The organism is Dysosmobacter sp. Phy (assembly GCF_054476235.1).
The window spans coordinates 330,474-345,776 of sequence record NZ_CM136997.1 but is presented as its reverse complement, the minus strand read 5'-3'; the positions used below and the strand labels follow the sequence as shown (position 1 = coordinate 345,776).

Here is a 15,303-nt window from a genome sequence, read left to right as displayed (position 1 = left end):
TCCAATATCCCCGAATGTCTCGACATTCGGGGATATTTCATTGCACCTGCGGGAGAAATATGCTATCATCGACCATGTATAAACTGTTTGAAGGAGACTGCCATGACCACCCGTCAGTTTCGGGAGCGGTCCGCCCTGCGGATCTTCCTGTCCTATTTTTACCCCCACCGCAAGCTCTTTATCCTGGATATGTGCTGCGCCCTGGTGATCTGCCTGATCGACCTGGCGTTCCCTGCCGTGTCCCGGTGGTGCCTGTATGAGCTGCTGCCCCAGAACGCCTACGGCGCCTTTTTCGCCGTCATGGCGGTGGTGTTTGCGGCCTTTGCCCTGCGGGCGCTGATGCAGTACGTGATCTGCTACTGGGGCCACACCTTCGGCATTTTGGTGGAGGCGGATATCCGCCGGGACCTGTTTCACCATATGCAGGAGCTGAGCTTTGACTACTACGACCGCAATCGCACCGGCCAGCTGATGAGCAGGCTCACGGCGGACCTGTTCGATATCACGGAGCTGGCCCACCACGGCCCGGAGGATGTGTTCATCTCCGGCGTCACCATCGTGGGCGCCCTGTGCGTCATGTTCTCCATCCAGTGGCGGCTGGCATTGGTGATCGCCCTGATCCTGCCGGTATTTCTGGCGGTGGTGTGGCGCTGCCGCCGCTCCATGAGCGAGGCCTCCCGCCGGGTCAAGCAGCGGACCGCCGTCATCAACGCCGACATCGAGTCGGGCCTGTCCGGCATCCGCACCGCCAAGGCCTTTGCCAACGAGGAGGCGGAGCTGGAGAAATTCGACGCCTCCAACAACAGCTTCAAGACCTCCAAGCGCCAGTTCCACAAGGCCATGGGCCGGTTCAACGCCACCATGGAGTTCTTTTTGTGCATCCTCTCCGTGGCGGTCATCTCCGTGGGCGGCTTTTTGATCATGCGGGGACAGATGGACGCCGTGGACCTCATCACCTTCAGCCTCTATATCACCACCTTCGTCAATCCCGTCCGCAAGCTCTCCAACTTCGCCGAGCTCTTTGCCAACGGCACTGCCGGTTTCGGCCGGTTCGTGGAGCTGATGCGGGAGGAGCCCACCCTGAAGGACGCCCCGGATGCAAAAGACCTGGCCCGGGTGGAGGGCCGCATCGACGTGGATCACGTGGAGTTCGCCTATCAGGACGACCTGGCCGTGCTCCACGACGTGGACCTGCACATTCGCCCCGGCGAGACCGTGGCGGTGGTGGGGCCCTCCGGCGGCGGCAAGTCAACATTATGTCAACTGATCCCCCGGTTCTACGATGTCACCGCCGGCGCGGTCCGCATCGACGGCCAGGATGTCCGGCAGGTGACCCAGGAGTCCCTGCGCCGGAACGTGGGCGTGGTGCAGCAGGACGTGTTTCTCTTTGCCGCCAGTATTCTGGAGAACATCCGCTACGGCAAGCCCGGGGCCACCGAGGAGGAGGTGGCCCGGGCGGCGAAGCTGGCGGAGATCTATGACGACATTGTGGCCATGCCCGAGGGCTTCAACACCTATGTAGGAGAGCGGGGCGCCCTGCTCTCCGGCGGCCAGAAGCAGCGGATCTCCATTGCCCGCATCTTTTTGAAGGACCCGCCGGTGCTGATCCTGGACGAGGCCACCTCCGCCCTGGACTCCGTGACGGAGGCCAAGCTCCAGGAGGCCTTTGAGAAGCTGTCCAAAGGCCGGACCACCATCATCATCGCCCACCGCCTCTCCACGGTCCGGGGCGCCGACCGCATCGCCGTCATTGAGGACGGCCGCATCACGGAGCTGGGCAGCCATACGGAGCTGATGGAGAAAAACGGCGCCTACGCGGCGCTGGTCCGGACCCAGGAGCTGATCGGCCATGGAGAAGAGTAAGCTGCTGGACCGCTGCGGCGCCCTGGGGGAGGACCGGCTGCTGCTGGCCAAGGTCCTGGACCGGGCGGCCCAGGCGGAGAGCCGGAACGTCCCCGCCGCCACGGACTTTTTGAGCCCCGCCCAGCGCGTCCAGGCGGAGGACCTGCTGCGCCTGGCGGGGATCCCCGGGACGGCCTTTGTCTCCCTGGGCGGCTATGAGGATGCAGAGCGGCGGATCTTGCTGTTTCTGCCGGACTGGCTGGAGCCGGAGGATGCGGAGAGCCAGAGCCCCCTGCGGTGCCTGCGGGCCTCCTTCCGCCCGGAGGAGACCGCTCCCACCCACCGGGATTTTCTCGGCAGCCTCATGGGCATGGGCATCGTCCGGGAGAAGGTGGGCGACATCCTGGTGGGACCCGGCAGCGCGGACCTGATCGTGCTGGACAGCGTGGCGGAGTTCCTGCTGCAAAGCTGGACCAGCGCCGGGCGGACCCACCTGAGCGTGGCGGCCATCGGGCCGGAGGAGCTGCGGGTGCCGGAGGCAAAGGTGGAGGAGGTGCGGGATACCGTCTCCTCCCTGCGGCTGGACGCGGTGGTGTCCACGGCGCTGCGGATGTCCCGGGGCAGGGCCGCGGAGCTGGTGGAGCGGGGTGCCGTCCAGGTGAACTGGCGGCCCTGCGCCAAGCCGGACAGGCTGCTCTCGGAGGGAGACACCGTCTCCGCCCGGGGCTTCGGGAAATTTCAGCTGGCCCAGGTGGGCGGCCTGACCAAAAAGGGCCGGACCGCCATCGTGGTCCAGAGGTATGTGTAGAGGAGGAACACGCCATGCTGGAATACGAGTTTGAGGAGATCGACTGCAACGACGGCGGAGGCGGATACAGCCTCTTCGGCGGCATCGGCTGGGAGACGCAGACCCATCAGGCAGTGATCCTCCGCCGGGCGGCGGAGGGCTGGCGGTACGTGGGGTTCATCCCCAAGCGCCAGCGGGCCGGCGGATATATGGAGACCATTGACCTGGTGTTCGGGCGGCAGCGCCCGGAGACCTGAGAAAAGGAGCGAGCGACATGGATCAAAAGCAGATCGACCGGATCAACGAGCTGGCCCGGAAGGCAAAGACGCCGGAGGGCCTGACGCAGTGGGAGCAGGCAGAGCAGGCGGCATTGCGCCGGGAGTATATCGACTCCGTGCTGGGCAACCTCAGCGCCCAGCTGGACCACACCTATGTGGTGGACGAGAAGGGCAACAAGCGCAAGCTGGAGAAGAAGGGGGAGTAAGGCCGTGGCCGGAAGGCAGAAAAAGACCGTCAGCGACACCGGCTGGGGCATCTGGGCGGCCATCGTGGTGCTGTTCGCCCTGGGCATCTGGCCCATTGCCCTGATTTTGCTGCTGGTGAAGCTGTTCGGAAAGGATAGCAAGCAGACCCGCCAGGTGCCGCCGCCTCTGAGTGAGCAGCGGACCGGAAGCGGCGCCGCCGCACAGAGCCGCTCCATGGGCCGGGGCAGGACGGCAGTTCGCACCGCCATGCAGTCCCCGCTGCCGAAAAAGTCCAACGCCAAGTGGTTGAAGATCGCAGGCATCGTGCTGCTGGCGGTGGGCGTTCTGGGCATGGGCGGCCCCATCGACGCCCTGTTCTGGTCGGACTACTGGTTCAGCCTGTGGCTGCCGGAGCTGCTGCAGTTCCTGGCCCTGGCCGCCGCCGGCGGCGCCATGCTGGGCGCCGGTCTCGCCATGGACCGCAGCCTCAAGCGCTACGCCAAATACCTGGCGGTGGTGGGTGACCGGGAGGCCATGCCCGTGGAGGAACTGGCCCGGACCCTGGGCTATTCCGCCGGCCGGGTGGAAAAGGACCTGGAGAAGATGGTGGACAAGGGGTACTTCGGCGATACCGCGTTTTTGAACGTGGAGCTGGGGTATCTGCTGCGCAGCGGCCAGGCGGACGCGGAGCTGAAGCGGAAACGGCAGGAGGCCCAGTCCGCCCAGACGCCCAAGGAGGCGGAGGAGGGCTATTCCGGCATCCTGCGGAACATCCGCCGGGCCAACGACGCCATTGCCGACCCCATCCTCTCCGCCAAGATCGACCGGCTGGAGGAGATCACCGCCCGGATCTTCCGGGCGGTGGAGGAGGACCCCCAGAAAGCGGGCCGGATCGACACCTTCCTCAACTACTACCTGCCCACCACCCAGAAGCTGCTGGACTCTTACGCGGAGTTCGAAGCCGCCGGGGTGGAGGGGGAGAACCTCCGCCAGGCTAAGGCCCGCATCGAGGCTACCATGGACACCATTGTCCGGGGCTTCGAGCACCAGCTGGACGAGCTGTACAAGGCCGACGCCATGGACGTGGACAGCGACATCCGGGTCATGGAGACCATGCTGAAGCGGGACACCGCCAGCGTGGAGGAGGACTTCGGCCTGGGCGGCGCCGCTGTTCAGCGGACGCCGGAGGAGAAGCCGTAAGGCTTCCGGAGCAGACGACAGGAAACCCCGGCGCGGTCTCCGCGCCGGGGCTGTTTTTTGCGTATGCGAAAACCATCCGCAATGCCGGCGGCCATAATGGCGGTCAGGCTATGACCTCCCGGACGATGGCGATGGCCTGCTTCATGCCCTCCGTCAGGTATTTGTTCCGGTGGCACACCAGGAAGTATGTCCGCTGGAACACCGCGTCGGTCACCGTCAGCTCCCGGACCGTTCCTGCTTGCAGGGCCGCCTCGATCTGGGACCGGGGCAGGATCGTGATGCCCGCCCCGGCGGCGGCGCAGGCCAGCAGGGCGGAGGCGCTGATGCCCTCCACCGCCGGGACCGCCTTCAGTCCCGCCGCCTGGAACACCGCGTCCACGCTGGACCGGGTGCCGCTGCCGCTCTCCCGCAGCAGCAGCCGCTGCTCCGCCAGCTCCGCCAGGGTCATCTCTCTCCGGCCGGGAAAGAGGTCCGGGGCGCACACTGCCGCCATGGTCTCCCGCAGCAACGGCGTCACATGTTGAGAGCGGGAGGCGGCGGATACGTTGTCCACCAGAGCGAAGTCGATCTCGTTTCGCAGCACCATCTCCTCGGTCCGCCGGGAGTTCTGGATGAAGGCCTCCGCGTCCAGCTGGGGCAGTTCCCGCTCCAGCCGGGTCAGGATCGCCGGCAGCCAGGCCTCCCCGATGGTGACGGTCATGCCGAAGCGGCACCGGCCCCGGGCGCCGCCCTGGCGCAGCACCTGGACCGACTCCTGGAACTGGGTCAGCACCGTGTCGGCGTACTGGAGCAGGCTGCGGCCCGCCTCGGTGGTGTAGAGCCTGCGGTTCATTCGCTCGAACAGCCGCACGCCATAAAAGGCCTCCAGTTCCTTCACCGCCATGCTGACGGCGGGCTGGGTCATGTTGAGAGCTTCCGCCGCCTGGGTGACACTCTCCCTGGCGCAGACCGCCCGGAAGATCTCCAGATGCCGCAGGGTCATGATCGCTCCCCTCCAATACATAAGTAATTTATTATGATTTTTATATTAACATAAGAATTGAAAAATGCAAGCGCAGGGCGTATGCTGGCTCCAGAAACGACGGGAGGAGCGAATGACATGGAAGCGAATGGGAAAGGCGCCACCAACTGGGAGCTGTTCTGGGCCTTTGCAAAGATGGGGGTCATGACCTTCGGCGGCGGCATGGCCATGCTGCCGATCCTGCAGCGGGAGGTAGTGGAGCGCAGGCACTGGGCCACCGAGGAGGAGCTGACGGACTATTTTGCCATCGGCCAGTGCACGCCGGGCATCATCGCCGTCAACACTGCCACCTTCATCGGGCAGAAGTTCGGCGGTCTGGTGGGCGGAACGGTGGCCACCCTGGGGGTGGTGTTCCCGTCCCTGGCGATCATCACCATCCTGGCGGCCTTCATCAACAACTTCTCCCACATCGCCTGGGTCCAGAACGCCTTTGCCGGTATCCAGGTCTGCGTGTGCGTGCTGATCTTCAACGCGGTGCGGAAGCTCCTGAAAAAGTCCGTGGTGGACCGGCGGACCGCCGTGATCTTCCTGCTGGTGCTTGCGGGCGGCGTCCTGCTGGACGTGTCCCCGGTGTGGTTCGTGCTGGGAGCGGCTCTGGCGGGTGTGATCCTGAAAAGTCTGGAGGCGAGAGCGGCATGATCTACGCACAGCTGTTTTACGAGTTTTTCAAGACGGGCCTGTTCGCCATCGGCGGCGGCATGGCCACGCTGCCCTTTCTCCACGACATCGGCCAGACCACCGGCTGGTACACCCAGGCCCAGCTGATGAACATGCTGGCGGTGTCGGAGTCCACGCCGGGTCCCATCGGCATCAATATGGCCACCTACGTGGGCTACACCGTGGGAGGTATCCCCGGGGCCATCATTGCCACCATCGGCGAGGTGACGCCCTCCATCATCGTCATTTTGATCGTGGCCATGATGCTCAAGAAGTTCCGGGACAGCAAGTATGTGAATGACGCCTTTTACGGCCTGCGCCCGGCCTCCACGGGCCTGATCGGCGCGGCCTGCGTGTCGGTGATCTTGGAGGTGCTGACGGGCATCGAGGTGGTGACGCCGGAGGCCGGGATCCTCAACAGCTTCGCCCTGCCGGGAGGCTGGGGGAGTCTGGTGAGCTGGCGGGGCCTGGCCCTGGCGGCGGTGCTGCTGGTGCTGACCAACGGGGTAAAAAAGGTGAAGGACTGGCATCCCATCGTGTTCATCGGCCTCTCCGCCGTGGTGGGTGTGGCCTTCGGCTTCGCCGGGGTGTGAGCAGATAAAACGGACGCGCGGGGCCGCACAGAGGCCCTGCGCGTCTGTCTGCTTTGGCACATTGACAGAACCGCCAAAAACAAGAAATGTTTTTGTTATATATCACATGGCGCGGCCAATACAAGCAAAATTGTTTGCGCGGAGTGCACAAAAAAGCTGCATTTTTCCACGGAATTCTATACAGCGGGAAATTTGTGACTTTCTTGACAAAGATGCGGGGGAGGGACTATACTGAGTGTGCTGAAAAGCGCAGAAACAGGCAGATTTTCAGGCGATCTCCCTGTTGGGAGAGATCAAACGAGGAGGAAAGAGGAATGAAAGAGATCGTAGAGATCCGGTGGCATGGCCGCGGCGGTCAGGGCGCCAAGACGGCATCCCTGCTGCTGGCGGACGCTGCGTTCAACACGGGCAAGTACGTCCAGGGCTTCCCGGAGTACGGCCCGGAGCGCATGGGTGCGCCCATCACGGCGTACAACCGGATCAGTGACCAGCGGAGCACCGTTCACTCCAACATCTATGAGCCCGACTACGTGGTGGTCGTGGACGAGACGCTGATCAGCGCCGTGGACGTGACCGCAGGCCTCAAGAAAGAGGGCGCCATCGTCATCAACTCCAGCAAGAGCCCTGCCGAGCTGCGGCCCAAGCTGAAGGGCTATGAGGGCCGTGTGTGCACCATCGACGCCGGCAAGATCAGCGAGGAGGAGCTGGGCAAGAACTTCCCCAACACTCCCATGCTGGCTGCCATCGTGAAGGTGTCCGGCGTCATTGGCGAGGAGGAGTTCATTAAGGATATGGAGGGCTCCTTCAAGCACAAGTTCGCCAGCAAGCCCCAGGTCATTGAGGGCAACATGCGGGCGCTGAAGAGATCTCTGGAGGAGGTGCAGGTAGGATGAGCTTCATGAAAGCCAAGGACATCAACGAACATATCACCTGGAGAGACATCACTCCGGGCTGCACGATTTTTGAGGGCGCGTCCTCTGAGCTGGTCAACACCGGCGACTGGCGGACCCTGAAGCCCGTGATCCACTGGGACAAGTGCAAGCAGTGCCTGCTGTGCGCTCCCGTTTGTCCCGACCTGTCCATCCCCGTGACCGCCGACGGCAAGCGGGGCGATTTCAATTACTTCTTCTGCAAGGGCTGCGGCATCTGCGCCAACGCCTGCCCCTTCGGAGCGATTGAAATGGTCAAGGACGAGAAATAAGGAGGGACGAGGAAATGGGAATCAGAGAGAGACTTTCCGGCAATGAGGCCTGCGCCTATGCCATGAAGCAGATCAACCCGGACGTGATGGGCGCGTTCCCCATCACCCCGTCCACCGAGATCCCGCAGTATTTCGCGGCCTATGTGGACAACGGGCAGGTCGATACGGAGTTCATCGCGGTGGAGAGCGAGCACAGCGCCATGTCCACCTGCATCGGCGCCGAGGCGGCGGGCTGCCGCGCCATCAGCGCCACCTCCTCCTGCGGTCTGTGCTACATGACCGAGATGCTGTATGTGGCGGCCTCCGACCGGCTGCCCATCACCCTGGCGGTGTCCACCCGCGCCCTGAGCGGCCCCATCAACATCAACAACGACCACTCCGACGCCATGGGCGTCCGTGACACCGGCTGGATCCAGCTGCACGCCGAGACCAACCAGGAGATGTACGACAACTACCTCCAGGCCATGCGGATCGGCGAGGCCGTGGGCCTGCCCATCATGGTCTGCCAGGACGGCTTCATCACCTCCCACGCCATCGAGAACATCGAGCTGGTGGAGGATGACAAGGTGAAGGCCTTCGTGGGCGAGTACAAGCCCGTCATCAACATCATGGACAAGGATCACCCCACCTCCGTGGGCCCCTACGCCGTTCCCACCTACTACATGGAGGCCAAGCGTCAGCAGGCTCAGGCCATGATCGACGCCAAGGAGGTCATCCGCAAGGTGGGCAAGGAGTTCGGCGAGATGACCGGCCGGACCTATGGCCTGGTGGAAGAGTATATGATGGATGACGCCGACGTGGCCATCATCCTGATGGGTTCCTCCGCCGGCACCGCCAAGGAGGCCATCCAGGAGCTGCGGGCCGAGGGCCACAAGGTGGGCCTCATCAAGATCCGTGCCTTCCGTCCCTTCCCCAAGGAGGAGATCGTCGCCGCGCTGAGCAAGGTAAAGGCCTTTGCCGTCATGGACAAGGCAGACAGCTTCAGCGCCTTGTGCGGTCCCATCTACGCCGACACCTGCGCCGCGCTGTACACCGCCCCGGTGCGCCCGCTGGGCATCAACTACATCTACGGCCTGGGCGGCCGTGATGTGCGCGTGGACAGCATCAAGCACGTGTTCGCGGAAGTGGAAAAGATCGCGGCCACCGGCGAGGTGGGCGAGACCTATCGTTACCTGGATGTCCGGGAATAAGGGAGGGACAACGAGATGAGTTACAATCTGAAAGAGAACCTGCTCCGGGAGGAGCGGCTGGCCGGCGGCCACCGGATGTGCGCCGGATGCGGCTCTCCCATCGCGGTGCGTACGGTGCTGCGTCAGGTGGAGCCCGGCGATCAGGTGATCGTGTGCAACGCCACGGGCTGCCTGGAGGTTTCCACCTCCGTGTATCCCTACACCTCCTGGAAGGGCAGCTGGATCCACAATGCCTTTGAGAATGCCGGTGCCACCCTGAGCGGCGTGGAGACGGCCTACAACGCCCTGAAGAAGCGGGGCAAGCTGGACGATACCTACAAGTTCATCGCCTTCGGCGGCGACGGCGGCACCTACGACATCGGCTTCCAGAGCCTGTCCGGCGCCATGGAGCGCGGCCATGACATGGTCTACGTCTGCTACGACAACGAGGCCTACATGAACACCGGTATCCAGCGTTCCTCCTCCACGCCCCACTTCGCCGACACCACCACGACCCCCGCGGGCACGGTGGTCCCCGGCAAGCTGCAGAAGAAGAAGGACCTGACCAAGATCATGGTGGCCCACGGTGTGCCGTATGTTGCTCAGACCACCTTCATCGGCAACTTCAAGGACATCAGCGAGAAGGCCCACAAGGCCATCTACACCCCCGGCGCCGCCTTCCTGAACGTGATGGCTCCCTGCCCCCGCGGCTGGCGCTATCCCAGCGAAAAGCTGATGGAAGTGACCAAGATGGCGGTGGAGACCTGCGTGTGGCCCCTGTACGAGGTGGTCGAGGGTAAGTACATCCTCAGCTACAAGCCCAAGAACAAGCTGCCCGTTGAGGAGTATCTGAAGATGCAGGGCCGCTTCGCCCACATGTTCAAGCCCGGCAACGAGTGGATGATCGAAGAGGTCCAGAAGGAAGTGGACCGCAACTGGGAGGATCTGCTCAAGCTCTGCGAGCTGTAAGCAATCTGTTCTGAAACAAGGAACCGGCCCCGCCATCGGCGGGGCCGGTTTTTTTCTCAGTATTTCCGCTCCAGCCGGCGGTAGAACCAGAGCCCCGCCGCGTACTGAAACACCAGATAGGCCGCCAGGAAGCACAGCAGGGGAAGATAGTGCTCTATAACGCCCAGCGCCCCCAGCAGTGCCACCAGGAAGGCCGCCACACAGCACACCGCAAAGCCCAGCTGATAGGCGTACCGCCCTGCCTTACACCGCAGCAGCTCCTTGCGCTCGTCCCGCAGGTCGATCTCCTCCTGCTCCAGCTTCTCCCGGTAGCGCTCGACGTTCTGGGGCCGGGTCCACTTCCAGTACTTCCAGACCAGCTCTCCGCCGCTGCCTAAGAATCCGCCGCCCAGGCCGCACAGGAGGCTCCCCATGGTGCCCTCCACCCAAAAAAAGGCCGCCACCAGGAAGCCAAGACCAAGGGCGATCTCCGCCAGACCCGCCCAGAGATTACTTTTTTTCATGGAACACACTCCTTTCGTGTAGGAAGATCTCCTCCACCGGTAAACCGAAGAAATCGGAAATGGTAAATGCCAGGTCCAGGGAGGGGTTGTAGCGCCCGTTTTCGATGGAGCTGACCGTCTGCCGAGAGACCCGGATGGCCTTGGCGAAGGCCTCCTGGCTCAGGCCCCGCTGCCGCCGCAGCTCCTCCACCCGATTGTCCATAAGCGCCTCCGTTCGTAAAGGTTCCTTTACATATGATATACCACAGCCAAAGCAGAATGTCAAGGTTCCTTTACGTTTTTTGTTCCCGCCCCAGGACGAGGCGGGAACTCCGGTACGGCAAAAGGTTTCTCTTGCAATTCAGAAGGGCAGATGGTATAGTGTGATTTGAAAATAATTCTCAAATTAAAAAGGAGACCCATTGTGAACAAGAGACTGACCCCTGTGACCGCCGCTCTGCTGGCGGCCTTTCTGCTGCTCTCCGGCTGCGGCAAAACAGAGACGGCCCCCGCCGACGGGGAGACGGACAAGCTGACCGTGGTGGCCACGGTGTTCCCGGCCTACGATTTTGCCCGGGCCGTGGGCGGCGAGGCGGCGGAGGTGTCCCTGCTGCTGCCGCCGGGGGCGGAGAGCCACTCCTATGAGCCCACCCCCGCCGACATCATGGCGGTGCAGCAGTGCGACCTGTTCCTCTACCTGGGCGGCGAGTCCGACACCTGGGTGGAGACGATCCTGGAGTCCGTGGAGCCCCAGGGAACCACGCTGCGGATGATCGACTGCGTGGACCTGCTGGAGGAGGAGACCGTGGAGGGCATGGAGAGCCACGAGGACGAGCATGACCACGACGAGGGCCTGGGCCTTGGAGAAGTGGTGGGCTACGACGAGCACGTGTGGACCGCCCCCCGGAACGCTGCCCAGATCACCCGGGCTATCGGGGCGGAGATGGAGGCTTTGGATCCGTCCAACGCTGCGTTCTATGCGGCCAACGCGGCGGACTACGCCGGGCAGATCGAGGCCCTGGACCGGGAATTTGCCGATTTCTTCGCCGGCGTGGCCGACCGGACCATGGTGTTCGGCGACCGTTTCCCCCTGCGGTATTTCGCCGACGAGTTTGACATCCCCTATTACGCCGCCTTCCCCGGGTGCAGCACCCAGACGGAGCCCTCCGCCGCCACCATCGCCTTTTTGACGGAAAAGGTCCGGGAGGAGGGGATCTCCACCGTGTGGTATATTGAATTTTCCAATCATTTGGTGGCGGACAGCATCGCCGAGGCCGCCGGCGCGGAGACGGCGATGTTCCACTCCTGCCACAACGTCTCTGCCGATGATTTGGCGGCGGGAGCCACCTACATCTCCTTGATGACAGACAACCTGGAGACCCTGCGCCAGCATATGCGCTGAATGAAACAGCGGCGGGCCCGAAAGGACCCGCCGCTGCCTGTTATTCATATTTCCGCATCCGAACCAGCTCCCCGCTCCGGTCCGCGCAGCAGCGTCGCCGGTTCCAGCTCAAGTCCCGCGGCGATCTTGTCCAGGGTATCCAGAGAGGCTGTGGCCTTTCCCAGTTCCAGCTTGCCCCAGTACCGGGGACTGATGCCACACCGCTCCGCAGCAGTCTCCTGAGTCCAGCCCCGCTCCCGTCGGAGCTGCTTGAGATTGATGGCCAGATGTTCCCGCAGCATTGCGGATCCCTCCTGCTGTGAACTTTGATGGCAGACATTGCTCTGGACAGGGTGTCCTACCAATGCTTCCAATCGCCGGATCAGAACGAAGCGCCGGTGTCCTCCGGGGCGGAATCGTTTTCTGTCAAAGAGCAGCGGGATGTGCACTGCTCCAGTGCCGGAAAAATATTCGCCCAGTTGTATGGCGAGACACGCTTGCACTGCGGCCCGTCAGGGCCGTCATTTGGTTTATTTTATCACATTCTCCGGAGAAAGGAAAGCGCGCCGCCTCCCAAAAGAGGCGGCGCGGCAAAAGAATCAACGCAGGGCGTCCAATACGGACAGATCAAAGCCCTGATACGCCCGCTGGCGCAGCAGCTGCGCCACTTCGTCCAATGTGGGAAGGGAGGGCATGGCGCCCATCCGGGAGACCGTGATGGCGGCGGTGTGGCTGGCAAAGGCCAGGGCCTCCGTCTGGGGAAGGCCAATGGTCAACCCGACGCATAGGGCGCCCACGAAGGAGTCACCGGCGGCGGTGGGGTCTGCCACATGGTCCATATGTACAGCAGGGATGTACTGGATGCCGTCTCCCAAAACCACAGCGGAGCCATTGGCCCCCAAGGTGATGATGACGTGCTCCACGCCCTTGGCCGCCAGGGCTGCGGCGATCTTCTTCAGATCATCCCGCTGAATGCCCCGCTGGTCCATCCGCAGGGGCAGGCCGGTTTCCGCCGAGGCCTCCTGCTCATTGGGCGTCAGATAGGTGACCAGCTTCAAAAGACGGTCGTCCAGATCGGTGGCGGGTGCCGGATTCAGCATCACCGGCACGCCGGCCTCCCGGGCCCAGCCGGCCACGGCCAGATTGACCTCGATGGGGACTTCCAGCTGCAGCAGCACCATATCAAAAGAGGACATCTCCTGCCGCAGCCAGGACACCTCCTCCACCGTCAGCGTCCGGTTGGCACCGGGAATCACCACAATGCGGTTCTGGGCGGTGTGCTCCGTCACCTCCAGCGTCACATGGCCCACACCGGAGCTGATGCCCGGACGGACCACCACACGGCTCACATCCACTCCTGCCTGGCGGGGGATCTCCAGCAGCTGGCGGCCGAAGAGGTCGTCGCCCACACAGCCCATCATGGTGACCTGCGCCCCCAGACGGGCGCACTGGAGCGCCTGATTGGCGCCTTTGCCGCCGGGAGCGGTGTGGAAGGATTTTCCGTAGACCGTCTGACCGGACGCGGGCACCCGTTCAGTGGTGGCGATCACATCCATCACAAAACTGCCCACGACTAAGATACGAGGTTTTCTTTGCATGGCATTGAACTCCTGTGAGGTAATCGTTTTCCTATTATTATACGTCTTTGAGGGAAAAATGCAAGCCTTTTGTGGTATCTTAACAGAAAAACGATTAAGCTGTCCGGAAAGTCAAAAAGTGTAAATTAAAAAGATCTGTTTATCGGCAGAAGCATCCCCCGCCCGTAAAGGACGGGGGATGCTTTCTATCAAAGCGAATACTCAGCTGCGGTTACCGGAGTTGGTGGTGTCCTTCAGCAGCACGTCGCGGGCGCCGCCGCACCCCACGGGACAGGTCCCGCGGGGACCCCGCATCAGACACAACCGGGCAGGCGGAGCCCGCCCGGTTCAAGGGCCCGCTCTTGGCGGGCCGCTTGGACGCGCCAAAGGGCGCGGGGAGGGCGGCGTCGCTGCCAGACAGCGGATCAGCTGCGGTTACCGGAATTGGTGGTGTCCTTCAATAGCACGTCGTGGGCGCCGCCCTCCACGATGGAGACGGAGGAGACCAGGGTCAGCTTGGCCTTGGCCCGCAGCTCCGGAATGGTCAGGGCGCCGCAGTTGCACATGGTGGAGCGGATCTTGGACAAGGTGGTTGCCATGCCGTCGGCCAGGGCGCCGGCGTAGGGCACGTAGGAGTCCACGCCCTCCTCGAAGCTCAGCTTGGCGGCGCCGCCCAGATCGTAGCGCTGCCAGTTCCGGGCCCGGGCGCTGCCCTCGCCCCAGTACTCCTTCATATAGCTTCCGCCGATGAGGACCTTGCTGGTGGGGGACTCGTCGAAGCGGGAGAAGTACCGGCCCAGCATGCAGAAGTCCGCGCCCATAGCCAGGGCCAGGGTGATGTGGTAGTCCTGGACGATGCCGCCGTCGGCGCAGATGGGCACATAGACGCCGGTCTCCTCGAAGTACCGGTCCCGCTCCGCCGCCACGTCGATGACCGCCGTGGCCTGGCCGCGGCCGATGCCCTTGGTCTCCCGGGTGATGCAGATGGAGCCGCCGCCGATGCCGATCTTCACGAAGTCGGCCCCGGCGTCCGCCAGGAAGCGGAAGCCCTCGCCGTCCACCACGTTGCCGGCGCCCACCTTCACGGTGTCACCGTAGCGGCCCCGGATCCACTTGAGGGTCCGGGCCTGCCACTCGGAGTAGCCCTCGGAGGAGTCGATCACCAGCACGTCCACCCCGGCGTCCACCAGGGCGGGGACCCGCTCTTCATAGTCCCGGGTGTTGATGCCGGCGCCCACCACATAGCGCTTCTGGCCGTCCAGCAGCTCCAGGGGGTTGTCCTTGTGGGAGTCGTAGTCCTTGCGGAACACAAAGCTCACCAGGCGGCCGTCCTCGGTCAGGATGGGCAGGGCGTTGAGCTTGTGGTCCCAGATGATGTCGTTGGCGGTTTTCAGGCTGGTGCCCTCCACGGCGGAGATGACCTTTTCCGCCGGGGTCATGAAGTCCTTCACCGGCGTGGCGGGGTCCATGCGGCTGACCCGGTAGTCCCGGCTGGTGACCAGGCCCAGCAGCCTGCCGGTGCCGGTGCCGTCGTCGGTGACGGCCATAGTGGAGTGGCCGGTGCGCTCTTTCAGCGCCAGCACGTCGGCCAGGGTGTCCTCCAGGCGCAGATTGGAGTCGCTGGTGACGAAGCCGGCTTTGTAGTTTTTCACCCTGCGCACCATCTCCGCCTGCTCCGCGATGGGCTGGGAGACGTAGATGAAGGCGATGCCGCCCTCCTTGGCCAGGGCGATGCCCATGCGCTCGCCGGAGACCGCCTGCATGACGGCGGAGACCATGGGGACGTTCATGGTGAGGGAGGGCTCCTCGCCCCTGCGGTACTTCACCACCGGCGTCTTGAGGGAGACATTGGCGGGGATGCACTCGGAGGAGGAGTAGCCGGGCACCAGCAGGTACTCGCTGAACGTGCGGGAGGGTTCGGGGAAAAAGTAAGCCATGGGGCCACCTCGTTTCTTTAGAT

General features: G+C 63.6%; 18 protein-coding genes. 12 read left to right on the top strand and 6 right to left on the bottom strand.

Features of this window, described 5'->3' with window-relative positions:
- The first annotated feature begins 102 nt into the window (after positions 1–102).
- From ACVDHE_RS01620 to ACVDHE_RS01600, 5 genes are read left to right on the top strand one after another with little or no spacing between them, the layout of a single operon-like run.
- Positions 103–1,863, top strand: coding sequence for an ABC transporter ATP-binding protein (locus ACVDHE_RS01620; RefSeq protein WP_458885398.1), 1,761 nt, complete (start codon positions 103–105; stop codon positions 1,861–1,863).
- Positions 1,850–2,650, top strand: coding sequence for a YlmH family RNA-binding protein (locus ACVDHE_RS01615; RefSeq protein ID WP_213039155.1), 801 nt, complete (start codon positions 1,850–1,852; stop codon positions 2,648–2,650). Before ACVDHE_RS01620 ends, ACVDHE_RS01615 begins: the two co-directional genes overlap by 14 nt.
- A gap of 14 nt (positions 2,651–2,664) precedes the next feature.
- On the top strand, positions 2,665–2,886 hold the full coding sequence (locus ACVDHE_RS01610; RefSeq protein ID WP_458885397.1) for a DUF4177 domain-containing protein: 222 nt from the start codon (positions 2,665–2,667) through the stop codon (positions 2,884–2,886).
- A gap of 17 nt (positions 2,887–2,903) precedes the next feature.
- On the top strand, positions 2,904–3,113 hold the full coding sequence (locus ACVDHE_RS01605; protein ID WP_213039153.1) for a DUF896 domain-containing protein: 210 nt from the start codon (positions 2,904–2,906) through the stop codon (positions 3,111–3,113).
- Between the two features lie 4 nt (positions 3,114–3,117).
- Complete coding sequence (locus ACVDHE_RS01600; protein WP_458885396.1) at positions 3,118–4,293, top strand: 5-bromo-4-chloroindolyl phosphate hydrolysis family protein; 1,176 nt, start codon at positions 3,118–3,120, stop codon at positions 4,291–4,293.
- Between the two features lie 103 nt (positions 4,294–4,396).
- Here ACVDHE_RS01600 and ACVDHE_RS01595 read toward each other — a convergent pair whose 3' ends face one another.
- The gene (locus ACVDHE_RS01595; protein ID WP_458885395.1) at positions 4,397–5,275 is read right to left on the bottom strand and encodes a LysR family transcriptional regulator; all 879 of its coding nucleotides are present in this window, start codon (positions 5,273–5,275) and stop codon (positions 4,397–4,399) included.
- Between the two features lie 117 nt (positions 5,276–5,392).
- Between ACVDHE_RS01595 and ACVDHE_RS01590 the strand changes: the two genes are divergently transcribed.
- The 6 genes from ACVDHE_RS01590 (at position 5,393) to ACVDHE_RS01565 (ending at position 9,903) form a co-directional block, all read left to right on the top strand.
- Positions 5,393–5,953: a chromate transporter gene (locus tag ACVDHE_RS01590; protein ID WP_458885394.1), complete on the top strand. Its 561-nt coding sequence runs from the start codon at positions 5,393–5,395 to the stop codon at positions 5,951–5,953.
- Positions 5,950–6,564, top strand: coding sequence for a chromate transporter (locus ACVDHE_RS01585; protein ID WP_213039149.1), 615 nt, complete (start codon positions 5,950–5,952; stop codon positions 6,562–6,564). The genes ACVDHE_RS01590 and ACVDHE_RS01585 overlap by 4 nt, the downstream gene beginning before the upstream one ends.
- Before the next feature lie 314 nt (positions 6,565–6,878).
- Positions 6,879–7,457: a 2-oxoacid:acceptor oxidoreductase family protein gene (locus ACVDHE_RS01580; protein ID WP_418725002.1), complete on the top strand. Its 579-nt coding sequence runs from the start codon at positions 6,879–6,881 to the stop codon at positions 7,455–7,457.
- Entirely contained in the window at positions 7,454–7,765 is a 312-nt protein-coding gene (locus ACVDHE_RS01575) for a 4Fe-4S binding protein (protein WP_213039147.1), read from the top strand. Before ACVDHE_RS01580 ends, ACVDHE_RS01575 begins: the two co-directional genes overlap by 4 nt.
- A 14-nt stretch (positions 7,766–7,779) precedes the next feature.
- Complete coding sequence (locus tag ACVDHE_RS01570; protein ID WP_213039146.1) at positions 7,780–8,955, top strand: transketolase C-terminal domain-containing protein; 1,176 nt, start codon at positions 7,780–7,782, stop codon at positions 8,953–8,955.
- A 15-nt stretch (positions 8,956–8,970) separates the two neighbouring features.
- Positions 8,971–9,903 carry a thiamine pyrophosphate-dependent enzyme gene (locus tag ACVDHE_RS01565; RefSeq protein WP_213039145.1) on the top strand — a complete coding sequence of 311 codons (933 nt, stop codon included), beginning with the start codon at positions 8,971–8,973 and terminating at the stop codon, positions 9,901–9,903.
- A gap of 56 nt (positions 9,904–9,959) precedes the next feature.
- Here ACVDHE_RS01565 and ACVDHE_RS01560 read toward each other — a convergent pair whose 3' ends face one another.
- The gene (locus ACVDHE_RS01560; protein WP_458885393.1) at positions 9,960–10,406 is read right to left on the bottom strand and encodes a hypothetical protein; all 447 of its coding nucleotides are present in this window, start codon (positions 10,404–10,406) and stop codon (positions 9,960–9,962) included.
- Positions 10,393–10,608, bottom strand: a complete 216-nt coding sequence (locus ACVDHE_RS01555) for a helix-turn-helix transcriptional regulator (protein ID WP_213039143.1) — start codon at positions 10,606–10,608, stop codon at positions 10,393–10,395. The genes ACVDHE_RS01560 and ACVDHE_RS01555 overlap by 14 nt, the downstream gene beginning before the upstream one ends.
- Before the next feature lie 201 nt (positions 10,609–10,809).
- Here ACVDHE_RS01555 and ACVDHE_RS01550 point away from each other — a divergent pair, with 201 nt between their 5' ends.
- Positions 10,810–11,787, top strand: a complete 978-nt coding sequence (locus tag ACVDHE_RS01550; protein ID WP_458885392.1) for a metal ABC transporter substrate-binding protein — start codon at positions 10,810–10,812, stop codon at positions 11,785–11,787.
- Positions 11,788–11,831: 44 nt separating this feature from the next.
- On the opposite strand, the gene ACVDHE_RS01545 is transcribed toward ACVDHE_RS01550, so the two are convergent.
- The 3 genes from ACVDHE_RS01545 to ACVDHE_RS01535 all read right to left on the bottom strand — a co-directional run bounded on the left by ACVDHE_RS01545 (position 11,832) and on the right by ACVDHE_RS01535 (position 15,280).
- Positions 11,832–12,068 (bottom strand): helix-turn-helix domain-containing protein, encoded by a 237-nt coding sequence (locus ACVDHE_RS01545; RefSeq protein ID WP_458885391.1) that lies wholly within the window; start codon positions 12,066–12,068, stop codon positions 11,832–11,834.
- A 297-nt stretch (positions 12,069–12,365) separates the two neighbouring features.
- Positions 12,366–13,364, bottom strand: a complete 999-nt coding sequence (locus ACVDHE_RS01540; RefSeq protein ID WP_458885390.1) for a ribokinase — start codon at positions 13,362–13,364, stop codon at positions 12,366–12,368.
- 404 nt (positions 13,365–13,768) lie between these two features.
- Positions 13,769–15,280 (bottom strand): IMP dehydrogenase, encoded by a 1,512-nt coding sequence (locus tag ACVDHE_RS01535; protein ID WP_458885389.1) that lies wholly within the window; start codon positions 15,278–15,280, stop codon positions 13,769–13,771.
- Positions 15,281–15,303: the final 23 nt, after the last annotated feature.

What these genes read in the sequence shown, in the direction of transcription:
- ACVDHE_RS01620 (WP_458885398.1), top strand. Translation starts at nt 103, where the DNA reads ATGACCACCCGTCAGTTTCGGGAGCGGTCCGCCCTGCGGATCTTCCTG.
- ACVDHE_RS01615 (WP_213039155.1), top strand. Translation starts at nt 1,850, where the DNA reads ATGGAGAAGAGTAAGCTGCTGGACCGCTGCGGCGCCCTGGGGGAGGAC.
- ACVDHE_RS01610 (WP_458885397.1), top strand. Translation starts at nt 2,665, where the DNA reads ATGCTGGAATACGAGTTTGAGGAGATCGACTGCAACGACGGCGGAGGC.
- ACVDHE_RS01605 (WP_213039153.1), top strand. Translation starts at nt 2,904, where the DNA reads ATGGATCAAAAGCAGATCGACCGGATCAACGAGCTGGCCCGGAAGGCA.
- ACVDHE_RS01595 (WP_458885395.1), bottom strand. Translation starts at nt 5,275, where the DNA reads ATGACCCTGCGGCATCTGGAGATCTTCCGGGCGGTCTGCGCCAGGGAG.
- ACVDHE_RS01590 (WP_458885394.1), top strand. Translation starts at nt 5,393, where the DNA reads ATGGAAGCGAATGGGAAAGGCGCCACCAACTGGGAGCTGTTCTGGGCC.
- ACVDHE_RS01585 (WP_213039149.1), top strand. Translation starts at nt 5,950, where the DNA reads ATGATCTACGCACAGCTGTTTTACGAGTTTTTCAAGACGGGCCTGTTC.
- ACVDHE_RS01580 (WP_418725002.1), top strand. Translation starts at nt 6,879, where the DNA reads ATGAAAGAGATCGTAGAGATCCGGTGGCATGGCCGCGGCGGTCAGGGC.
- ACVDHE_RS01575 (WP_213039147.1), top strand. Translation starts at nt 7,454, where the DNA reads ATGAGCTTCATGAAAGCCAAGGACATCAACGAACATATCACCTGGAGA.
- ACVDHE_RS01570 (WP_213039146.1), top strand. Translation starts at nt 7,780, where the DNA reads ATGGGAATCAGAGAGAGACTTTCCGGCAATGAGGCCTGCGCCTATGCC.
- ACVDHE_RS01565 (WP_213039145.1), top strand. Translation starts at nt 8,971, where the DNA reads ATGAGTTACAATCTGAAAGAGAACCTGCTCCGGGAGGAGCGGCTGGCC.
- ACVDHE_RS01560 (WP_458885393.1), bottom strand. Translation starts at nt 10,406, where the DNA reads ATGAAAAAAAGTAATCTCTGGGCGGGTCTGGCGGAGATCGCCCTTGGT.
- ACVDHE_RS01555 (WP_213039143.1), bottom strand. Translation starts at nt 10,608, where the DNA reads ATGGACAATCGGGTGGAGGAGCTGCGGCGGCAGCGGGGCCTGAGCCAG.
- ACVDHE_RS01545 (WP_458885391.1), bottom strand. Translation starts at nt 12,068, where the DNA reads ATGCTGCGGGAACATCTGGCCATCAATCTCAAGCAGCTCCGACGGGAG.
- ACVDHE_RS01540 (WP_458885390.1), bottom strand. Translation starts at nt 13,364, where the DNA reads ATGCAAAGAAAACCTCGTATCTTAGTCGTGGGCAGTTTTGTGATGGAT.
- ACVDHE_RS01535 (WP_458885389.1), bottom strand. Translation starts at nt 15,280, where the DNA reads ATGGCTTACTTTTTCCCCGAACCCTCCCGCACGTTCAGCGAGTACCTG.